Origin of the sequence: Marinimicrobium sp. UBA4209 (assembly GCF_002381585.1) — a bacterium.
In the GTDB taxonomy this organism is placed as follows: Bacteria; Pseudomonadota; Gammaproteobacteria; order Pseudomonadales; family Cellvibrionaceae; genus Marinimicrobium; species Marinimicrobium koreense.
The window spans coordinates 47,605-56,853 of sequence record NZ_DFTP01000070.1; the positions used below are offsets into that span (position 1 = coordinate 47,605).

General features: G+C 58.8%; 9 protein-coding genes. 8 read left to right on the forward strand and 1 reads right to left on the reverse strand.

From position 1 onward, the window contains the following. The 7 genes from B3187_RS10415 to B3187_RS10445 form a co-directional block, all read left to right on the forward strand. Positions 1–479: DUF2169 domain-containing protein (locus B3187_RS10415; RefSeq protein ID WP_286806279.1), on the forward strand; the 479-nt coding region annotated here is incomplete at its 5' end. 13 nt (positions 480–492) lie between these two features. Next, the gene (locus tag B3187_RS10420) at positions 493–876 is read left to right on the forward strand and encodes a DUF4150 domain-containing protein (RefSeq protein WP_246004442.1); all 384 of its coding nucleotides are present in this window, start codon (positions 493–495) and stop codon (positions 874–876) included. A 7-nt stretch (positions 877–883) separates the two neighbouring features. After that, on the forward strand, positions 884–2,158 hold the full coding sequence (locus B3187_RS10425) for a TIGR02270 family protein (protein WP_286806281.1): 1,275 nt from the start codon (positions 884–886) through the stop codon (positions 2,156–2,158). Further along, positions 2,155–3,249 (forward strand): hypothetical protein, encoded by a 1,095-nt coding sequence (locus tag B3187_RS10430; RefSeq protein WP_123639113.1) that lies wholly within the window; start codon positions 2,155–2,157, stop codon positions 3,247–3,249. The genes B3187_RS10425 and B3187_RS10430 overlap by 4 nt, the downstream gene beginning before the upstream one ends. Further along, a complete protein-coding gene (locus B3187_RS10435) occupies positions 3,246–4,898 on the forward strand; it encodes a hypothetical protein (RefSeq protein WP_286806282.1) in 1,653 nt (550 codons plus the stop codon). The genes B3187_RS10430 and B3187_RS10435 overlap by 4 nt, the downstream gene beginning before the upstream one ends. 2 nt (positions 4,899–4,900) lie before the next feature. After that, entirely contained in the window at positions 4,901–5,440 is a 540-nt protein-coding gene (locus tag B3187_RS10440) for a hypothetical protein (RefSeq protein ID WP_286806283.1), read from the forward strand. A gap of 96 nt (positions 5,441–5,536) precedes the next feature. Continuing rightward, complete coding sequence (locus tag B3187_RS10445; RefSeq protein ID WP_286806285.1) at positions 5,537–6,073, forward strand: hypothetical protein; 537 nt, start codon at positions 5,537–5,539, stop codon at positions 6,071–6,073. Between the two features lie 174 nt (positions 6,074–6,247). Here the strand turns inward: B3187_RS10445 and B3187_RS10450 are convergent, their stop codons facing one another. Next, positions 6,248–7,570, reverse strand: a complete 1,323-nt coding sequence (locus B3187_RS10450) for a DUF3300 domain-containing protein (RefSeq protein ID WP_286806287.1) — start codon at positions 7,568–7,570, stop codon at positions 6,248–6,250. 312 nt (positions 7,571–7,882) lie between these two features. Between B3187_RS10450 and glyA the strand changes: the two genes are divergently transcribed. Then, positions 7,883–9,148 (forward strand): serine hydroxymethyltransferase, encoded by a 1,266-nt coding sequence (gene glyA, locus B3187_RS10455; protein WP_286806288.1) that lies wholly within the window; start codon positions 7,883–7,885, stop codon positions 9,146–9,148. The last annotated feature ends 101 nt before the right edge of the window (positions 9,149–9,249 follow it).

Consider the following 9,249-nt stretch of genomic DNA (forward strand, 5'->3'; position numbering starts at 1 on the left):
TGATTCCGAATATTGAGCACCCGCAGGCGCTGCTTCGAAACCGGGACGATAGTCCCGAGCCGGTCGGTTTGGGCCCGGTGGCGCCGCACTGGCAACCGCGCACCCGGTTCGTTGGTACCTACGATCAACAGTGGCGTCTTCGCCGCGCGCCCTTTGCGCCGGAGGATTTTTCCCGGCGCTTTTTTAATGTGGCCGCTCCCGGCCTGGTGTACCCGGGCTGGATGCGCGGCGGTGAGCCGTTCGAACTGACCGGCATGCATCCCGATGGGGCATGGACCGGACAGTTACCTGAGGTTCCTCTTTCGGTCAGCGCTCACCACGGGGGGCGTCAGGAGCCTCTGTCGGCCCGATTGGAAACACTCTATTTTCAGCCGTTCAAGCGCACAGTGAGTTTAACCTGGCGGGCCAGTTTGAGTTGTCCGCGCGACGTGCTGAGCGTGGAGTCAGTGACGGTCTCAATGACCCGACAACCCCGGTAAACAAAGGAATTGAATGATGGCACAAACGACCTTTGCCAATGGCCGCGGTATTGCCCATAAGGGCAGTGGCGGCATGAGCACGGTATTTCCCGATGTCTGCAAAACCCCAGTGGGGTCTTCCGTCGTACCGATTCCCTACCCGAATATCGGCCGCTCGTCGGATACCGCAAAGGGCCCCAAATCCGTCACGCTGGACGGTCAGATGCCGATGGTCAAAGGCGCCATTTATAGCAAGAGCGCGGGCGATGAAGCCGGAGTCAAAAAGGGAATTATCAGTGGTAAGCACAAGGCCGAATGCGAGTACATGATGTACTCCTTTGACGTCAAAATTGAGGGTAAAAACGTCTGCCGCATGGGTGATCCCCTCTACCATAACAAGAAAAACATCATGGGGTAGATCAGGGATGACCGCTGCTATTACCGCTTTCCCCAATCCGCTTTCGGGGTTTGAGTCACAGTTTGACGACTGCGTTGAAGAGGTTGCCTTTCTCTGGTTGTTGCGCTCGCGGGCGTTGATTCAACCGCACTACCAAACCTCCGACCTGGCCGAACTCGAAAGCCGTATTGACGCCCAGCTGTTCGCCCTGGCGCAGGCCCCAGAGCGAGCCTGGGCCGCCTGTCAGAGCGCCCTGGCTCATGCGGGGCCAGGTGAGGTGTTTGCGGCGGCCGCCGTGGCGTTTCGTACACTGGAAGTGGGGTGTATTCAGCAAGCGGTAGAAGCGGGGTTACAGGATGGGGCGGGATTCGCCGCGCTGGTGTCGGCGCTGACCTGGCTGCCCGGCCGTTACTGCCACGACTGGGTGCGTAAATTTTTCATCAGTAAGGAGCACATTCACAAGCGTCTGGCACTGGCAACCTGCCGGGCCCGTGGCGAGGACCCCTGCGACTTTCTGACCCGGATCCTGCGCCGGAACGACTGTCGTGCTGACAGTTTGCTGCACGGTGAAGCGTTGCACTGCGTCGGCGTTTTCAAGCGTCGTGACCTCTCACCGTTCCTGGCGGAAGGGCGCGAGGGTGGCGAGCCGGGGGTCACGTTTGAGGCCTGCCGCTCGGCCATTCTGTTGGGCGATCGGTCAGCAGCGAGAATGCTCATGCCGTTTGCCTTGCAGTCGGGCCCCCGGCAGTGCGACGCGTTGATCTTGGCCATGCGTGTGTTGCCGAGTACCGATGCCAAGCAGTGGGTCGCGCAACTATTCGGCCAAACCTCGCCGGACGCGGCCCGACTATCCGTGATCGCCACCGCGGCTCTGGGCGACCCGGAAGCGGTTCCCTGGTTGCTTCGCTGTATGAAGCAATTGTCGCTGGCTCGTGTGGCGGGCGAGGCGTTCTACCAGATCACGGGCGTCGATCTGCAAGCTCATGACCTGCACCATCAGCTCCCCCAACTCAATGACGCTGAAGCACAGGATCACCCGGACACACCGGTACCCCCGATGGATGACGATGAGCACTTGCCCTGGCCCAACACCGAAAAGTTGACCGTATTCTGGGAGACGATCAAGCACCGTTATCCGCCGGGTGAACGGCTCCTGCTGGGTGAGCCGGTCACCGAGGCCAATCTACAGCGGGTTCTGTCGGAGGGCCCCCAACGCCAGCGCGCCGCGGCCGCGTTGGAGTTGGCGTTGCTCGATCCGCAACAGTCCTGGTACTCCATGGAACGAAGGCAGGAATCGCCATGACCCAGAACCGAGTGTTGTATCTGGCCGGCAGCGGCATGATTACCGCCATTGGCGGCTCTACTGAAATGGTGTGGGCCGCCGCTGGCGCACAGATCAGTCGCTACGCTACCAGCAGCTATTTTACCGGAAAGCGCCGGTTGATCGTTCAGGCATTGGTGCCCGACGAAGCCCTGCCGCTCTTGCCGACCTTGTTGGAGCAGTACCCGGAGCTGACGCTGCGAGAGCAACGGATGTTGGCAATGTCGACGGTGGCCGCCGCCCAGGCGCTCCAGCCCGTCTCAGCGGGCTCGCCGATTCCCCTGCTTTATGCCGGTCCCGAGGTATACCCCGGTGTCGCCACCGGGCTGAGCGACGGCTTTCTTCCCGCGCTGTACGAACAATTGGCGCCCGGCGCCATTGACGCCCGGCGCTCCCGCGCGGTCAGTGTCGGCCGTCCGGGAGTCATTGAGGCGATCAAGTTGGCCTTTCACTATGCCTACGACATTGGCCACAGCGCTGTTCTGGTCGGTGGAGCCGACAGCTACCAGTTCAGCCCCTTGCTGGCGATGCTCGACGGGCAGAAGCGCTTGGCGGCTCAGCACCTGCGCCCGCACCCCGGAAGCGACGCCTTTGCACCGGGAGAAGCCGCCGGTTATCTCTGCCTGACGCCGGATCCGGAAAAGGCGCTGATTCAGAATGGCCGCCGCGTCGCCCTGACTGAGCCGGGTTTTGGCTACGAGTCCGGGCACTGGTTCAGTGACAAACCTTACCGGGGCGAGGGCCTGGATCAGGCGTTCAAGCAGGCCCTGGCGGGGCGTCCAACGCAGCGGACCATCAAGAACATCTACAGCAGTGCGAACGGCGAACGTTACTGGGGCAAAGAGTTGGGTGTGGCACTGACCCGCAACCACCACCTGTTCGACGATCCCAAGGTGCATCACCCCGCCGAGTATTACGGTGATATCGGCGCCGCGACAGGCGCCGTACTGGTGGCTCTCGCGGGCCAGACAGCGCTCAGTCTGCCGGGAGACGATACCCACCTCATCTATGGCTCCGCCGACCAGAGCTATCGGGGAGCGATCTGCTTACAGGCTGAAGGAGTGGCTGCATGACGCAAGTCGGCGAAGGTGTTGCGGTCGGTGGCGGCCGGGACCCCGACATCGATGACCTCGATGATAACCACTGGCTGGAACTGGAGTACCGCTTTCAGAGCGGGCGTGCCGTGTATGGCTATTTCCGGGCGACCGACAGCGACGGTATGGTCTGGGTGGGACGACTCAACGACCAGGGCCAGGTGTGTCTGGCCGGACTGCCGCCAGGCAATGTACGCGTAACGTTATTACCCGAACCCGATCTGGACGCGCGCATCGAAGCGACCCGAGCGTCGATCAAGGAAGTCCTTGACCAGATCATCGAAGATCAACGCCTGGAAGCCGAAGCCTACGAGCGTGAACTCGAACAGATGGGCGGCCCGCAGCGCGTTTTTGAACACATTCAGGCCGTGGGGCGTGGTGCGTGGAATGGCGCTGTGGGGTTCGTTGAGTTTGTGGGAAAAACGGCCTACAAAGTCGCGGAATTCTCCTATTACCTCAGTCCGGCCAACCTCCTGGGCGATACGCTAAGGGCCAGCTATCAAAGCTATCAGGACGGCGAGCTGACCTGGTCGGAATGGTATGACAGCGTCAACCAGAACCTGCAGGACGAACAAAAGAAAGACCTCGCCCGCCTGTTCGGCGTGGAGCCGGACGATATCTGCGAGGAGCGCCTGCGGGAATTGATGGGGCTGATCGCCGAGGCCTACGACATCGCCGCCTTTATCGCCGACGATGCACCCACCAGGGAAATGTTGCTGGAATTTGCCCAGGCGATGGCGGACAATCAATCCAGCGTTGAGTGGGCCGAGTTTGCCGGCGCCGGCGTATTTGAAATCGTCCTGGCGGCCCTGCTGGCCATCTTCACCGCCGGCGCAGGCAACGCCGCCCAGGCCGCCTCACAGCTCCGCCACGCCAGCCGGCTGCGCGGCCTGGGCCACCTGTTTCGCAATCTGGCCCGACAGCTGCGTCGAAAGAAGCTCCGGAAAGAATTCGACGCGCCGGTTGATCAGAAAACCAGCCTTTCTACCGACCAGCCCCAAGCGCCTCAACTGACAGCCAGGGCCGAGCTGCCCTACGAACCGCATTCCGATGTCAAGGCGCCCAAAACTGGTGACCGAGTACATAAGCGCTATCACCGTGACGGAAACCCGGACGATCCCTATACTCTTCAGGCTGATGGGAAGCCGATGGGTGCGGAAACCGGCCCTATGCCGAACCACTTGACCGGGCTTGAGGCTCCCCCTGCAGGTCATGATGATTTGGTCGCTCAGGGCTGGCCAAACTTGAACTATGATGGCTACGAAACCTACGATACCTTTGTGGATGCGAAACCAGTCGATATACCCGAAGGTACTAAGATTTATCGTATAGTCGATGAAAAGAACAACGATGCAGGTGGCTTTTGGGCTTATGATCTTCCAGCCAATAAGACTGAATGGCGCAGAGGCTACGCTGTAAAAGATGATTGGAATGATAATGGGTACTATGTCGAGCATTTTGTGGGAGAAGGTGGACTGAAAGCTTGGGAAGGGCCGGCTGCAGGTCAGCCCTACGAAGAATTTTCGGGAAACGAGTTCTATCTCCAAGGTGGTAGCACACAATTGTTCGTTTCCCCGAACAGTATCGAAGCGTCATCGCCAAACCTTACCAACTGGCCGGAGCCATAGCTATGGATAAAGAGATGAAACGTGAGTTGCTGGCGAGAAAGTTCTCAAGTGTTGATTACATGCTTGAAATGTCTGAGTGGCATCAGCGAGCGATTGACAGTTTAAAGGAAGCGTTGAGTGCGTTCTTCGAGCGTTCTTCTGAACATGGAGACTGGCATCAGTGGCCGCCGTCGGATTGGCCAGAAACTTGGCGAGATCGGGTACTCAAAAATTTGTTGGGGACGCAAGAGAGTATTGATCGAGGTATAGAGAACTACAGAAAAGGTCAAGTCTCCACGATTAGAAGCGTCTCTGGAAGTTTGCACGGGATTTTTCGGAATCTTGACAACTTTAGTTGGGGGTGGTGGGAGCGCATACCCAGTCACCACAGAGACGAGTTCACTAAAAATCTTGTTAAGGCAAAAAAGTGCGCTTCGAATATCATGCGGCAACTGATGGGAGCATGGAAAACCAAAGATTCAATTCTTACTCCGGAAATCACTGGCCCTATTGATGAGGAGGATCTAAAGCGATACTTGAAGCCTGGAGAGAGCGCCTATTAGCTATTTTCCCTGGTGTGGCTGGTATGCCATATTGGTAGGCTGGTGTTGATTGGAAAATGTCAATTCACGCTTTGATGGATTGGTCGGTAGTTTACGATGGATGATAATTTAAAAAGGACATTACTGAGAAGAAAATTTTCTAGCATTGAGTACATGCAAGAAATGTCTGTATGGCATAGAAGAGCGATTGAAGTTCTGGAGAATTCATTGGACGCATTTTTCGAGAGATCGTCTGAGCAAGGTGACTGGCATCAATGGCCCGCTTCAGATTGGCCAGAGACTTGGCGGGATAGAGTCCTAAGAAACTTGGTAGGTACGCAAAAGGGAATTGATGAAGCTATTCAAAAGGCGATCGAAGGTGATAACGGCTACATGGAAGGTGTAGCTAGTGAGGTTCACAGTATTTTCAGGAATCTCGATAATTTTAGTTGGGGCTGGTGGGGCCGAGTCTCTGACCACTACCGAGAGGACTTCCAATCCAGCTTGGTAAAAGCAAAAAAACGGGCGACCAATATTATGGATACTTTGTCTGAATACTGGCGAGACGATGAAATCCTTAATGAGCGAATCACAGGGCCAATCGATGAGGAGGATTTGAAGCGATACCTGAAGCCTGGGGAGTCAATATACTAATAGGCTATAGTGCCTTTTATTCGCTATTAATGTTTAGTCTGGTGCGGTCAGTTTCCTGGGTGCGTCGCTGGACTTCTGCCAGCCTGAACGATTGTGAATTGACCAATTCCCGTGACCCGCTCTGTTTCAAGTGGCTGCGCTTCCCTGTAGCAGCCACTTTAACCCATCACTTGATCACCGCCGCTCGGCGCGTCCATTCTCATTTCGGCTCTGGCGAGCTCGCTCACTGATAGATGAGCGGTTGCGGGCCGCATCCACCCGATCCCGGGTGCTGCGTTGAAAGTTCTGCTGGCTCCGTTCTGGTTGCCGAAGGTTGCGGGCGTTGGCTCGTTCCTCCCGGGAGGGGCGCTCGGTGCGAGTGGTGCGGGTACGCTCTTCGCGGGCTTGACGCTGCACCTGTGCACGGTCGCGGTTTGGCTCATTGGCGCGCAGGCGCTCGCCAGAACGCTGTTCCATCCGGTTCGGAGTTTCCCGACGGGTCTGGTAGGTATCGCTGCGGTCAAGCCGGGGTTGTTGCCGATCATTTCGAGCCTGAGCGTCCCGCGAACGACGGGGTTCACTCCGGGCGCTGCTGCGGGGGTTCTGCAGGCGCTGTTCGATGCGCTCTACACGCTGGGCGCGTTCCACTCGTGTCCCGGAATGGCGTGCGGTGCGCGACGGGGCGGCATACCGTTGACGCACCGTGCTGCGACGGTACTCGACGCCGCGGCGATGGCTCGGGTTGTGTTTCCAGCGGCGCGCTTCTTTATAGCGAACCACACTGCGGCCGGAGTGGAAGCGGTGATGGTTGTGCAGGTCAATGTCAATCACCACGGTGTGCCGGTTGTGCCAGTGAAAGCTGCTGAAATAGAAGCTGCGGTGGTCAATCCGGGTGCCGAAGCTCCAGAAGATACCCGCATTCCAGTAGCCCCGACTGGGGCGATGCCAGCGGTGGGGCGGGTGGTGGTGCCAGCGCCAGGGGCCGTACACCACCCGGGTGTCGTAATAAGGAATGTAGATGACCTCGGATACCCGGGGTTCGACAATGATGGTTTTCTGCTCTATGACCACCTCCTGATGTTCGGTGGTGCGCAGTGTGCCCGCCTCGTAGGCCCGTTGGCGCAGGTCCTGCACGCTGGCGAGGACCTCGCCCTCGTCCCACAGAAAGGCCTCGCCGAGATCCTGGGTCCATTCCAGATCATCCGCCATGCGTTCGAGAATGTCGGGAAAGGCCACCAGGGCGGTCACACTCGGATCCCAGCCTTCGCGCTCGGCGGCGGACACCGCGGCGGCGCCTTCCATATTGCGGTGGCGCTGAGCCCACCGGTTCGCCTGTACCACTTCAAGGGGATAAGTGCTGGCGATGAGGATGTGGGACAGCACGGTGTCCGGGTAGAGGGCGACGGGGGCCAGCATCTGATTCAGTTCGGCCTGACTGTAGTCGTCGTCGGCCCAGGCGCCCAGGCTGAGCACAAGCAGCAGGGCGGCGGTGGCCAGGGTAGTCCAGGATGTCTTCATGGGGTGTCCTCCCAGAGGTTTCGCTCGTATATAGAGCATTGCCTCTGTTATACCGCCGGGCGGCTTAACCGAAACTGAATATCCGGTATGGCCTAGGCCGACGGCCTGTCAGGCATTGTTGCACCGGCCCGTTGGCCGGTCAAACGCCATGCGGGCTTTGCCGCCAGAAGACGGATGCGCTTTATGAGCGAGACTATGGCGCTGGTTGAGTATTTTTCTTGGAAGCGAGCTGGTTGATTGGTGTACAATTCGCGTCCAATTTTAACCCCGGCGGGCTGTTGCCTGGCCTGTCGCCCTGCTCAGGATGTGTTCATGTTTGACAAAACTCAGACGATTGCCGATTTTGACCCCGAAATCTGGGATTCCATCCAGAAGGAAAGCCGTCGCCAGGAGGAGCATATCGAGCTGATTGCCTCGGAAAACTACACCAGTCCGCTGGTGATGGCAGCCCAGGGCACCAAGCTGACCAACAAATACGCTGAGGGCTATCCCGGCAAACGCTACTACGGTGGCTGCGAGTACGTTGACCAGAGTGAACAGCTGGCGATCGAGCGCGCCAAGGAGCTGTTCGGTGCCGATTACGCCAACGTTCAACCGCACTCCGGCTCCCAGGCGAACTCCGCCGTTTATGCCGCCCTGTGCAAGCCCGGCGACACCGTTCTGGGTATGAGCCTGGACGCCGGTGGCCACCTGACCCACGGTGCCAAGCCGAACTTCTCCGGCAAGATCTACAATGCGGTGCAGTACGGTCTGAACCCGGAGACTGGCGAGCTGGACTACGAAGAAATTGCTCGCCTGGCCCGCGAGCACAAGCCGCGCATGATCGTGGCGGGTTTCTCGGCTTACTCCCAGGTCGTGGATTGGCAGAAGTTCCGGGATATCGCCGACGAAGTGGGCGCTTACTTACTGGTTGATATGGCCCACGTGGCGGGTCTGGTAGCCGCGGGCGTATATCCCAACCCGGTGCAGATCGCCGACGTGACCACCTCCACCACCCACAAAACCCTGCGCGGCCCCCGTGGTGGGATCATCCTGGCCAAGGCCAATGAAGAGATCGAGAAAAAGCTCAACTCCGCCGTATTCCCCGGTGGTCAGGGCGGCCCGCTGATGCACGTGATCGCCGCCAAGGCCATCAGCTTCAAGGAGGCGATGAGCCCCGCCTATAAAGAGTACCAGCAGCAAGTGGTCAAAAATGCCAAGGCCATGGCGGCGACCTTTCTTGAGCGCGGTATCAAGATTGTCTCCGGCGGCACCGAAAACCACCTGATGCTGGTGGACCTGATCGGTAAAGAGTACACCGGTAAGGACGCGGACGAAGCGCTGGGTCGGGCCAACATCACCGTGAACAAGAATGCGGTACCGAACGACCCGCGCTCGCCGTTCATCACCTCAGGCCTCCGGGTCGGTACGCCGGCGATCACCACCCGCGGCTTCCGCGAGGAAGAGTGCAAGCAGTTGGCGGGCTGGATGTGCGATATTCTGGACGGCCTGGAAGCCGGCAATGCCGACGCCGTGATCGAAGAGGTGAAAGGCAAGGTATTGGACGTATGCGGCAAGTTCCCGGTTTACGGTAATTGATAAGCGGGAGAGCTGCTTTACGGCGGATGCGCTTCGCTTATCCGCCCTACGCAACCTCCGAGCCATCCGTAGGGCGGGTAAGCCGAAGGCGCACCCGCCGT